Below are 638 nucleotides of genomic sequence, written 5' to 3'. Positions count from 1 at the left end.
GACATAAAGCATTAAGTCGGTTGTAGCAAGGTCAGAAAGCGTATCAAGACCGAAAATGTATACCGCAACTTTCAAAATGCTGAAAACACCCGCTTTAACAACGGCGACGGCATGCAGTAAGGCACTGACAGGAGTTGGCGCAACCATCGCTGATGGAAGCCAACGATGAAAAGGCATGAGAGCGGCCTTTCCGATCCCGAAACAAAATAATACAAGTAACAAGCCAACCATTAAATCTGGAGAAGACTCGTCGAATACGCCGCCAGGCTTAAAGTCTAACGTGCCGGTGATGGCATATGTGCCAAGTATTGCGAACAATAAAAAACCAACGGAAGTCGAAAGTAAAATACCAAGATAAATCCGTCCGCCTTCTTTCGCTTCTTTAGTTCCAGCATGGGTAACTAGAGGGTAGGTTGAGAGTGTTAGAACCTCGTAGAAGATGAATAGAGTAAGCAAATTATCTGAAAAACAAATGGCCATCACCGAGCTGATTGCCAGGGCGAAACATATAAAAAAGCGCGTCTGATTTTTTTCATTATTGCCGCGCATATACCCAATGGCATAGATCGTAGTCACGATCCAAAGAAAGCTGGCAACTAGGGCAAATAGAACGCCTAGTGGCTCAACTAAAAATGAAA

At 44.0% G+C, this 638-nt stretch carries 1 protein-coding gene and 1 pseudogene; both read right to left on the bottom strand.

What is annotated here, in order from left to right; all coding sequences use genetic code 11:
* Positions 1–480, bottom strand: a 480-nt coding sequence (locus A3739_RS24840) for a proton-conducting transporter membrane subunit (RefSeq protein WP_304440312.1), incomplete at its 3' end; no start/stop codon positions are given.
* Positions 481–522: 42 nt separating this feature from the next.
* Positions 523–638: pseudogene (locus A3739_RS31205) on the bottom strand (hypothetical protein); the annotation flags it as partial.

The organism is Oleiphilus sp. HI0067, from assembly GCF_001635735.1.
Note: the sequence above shows the minus strand (reverse complement) of the source record. Positions and strands in the feature narration are given on the sequence as shown.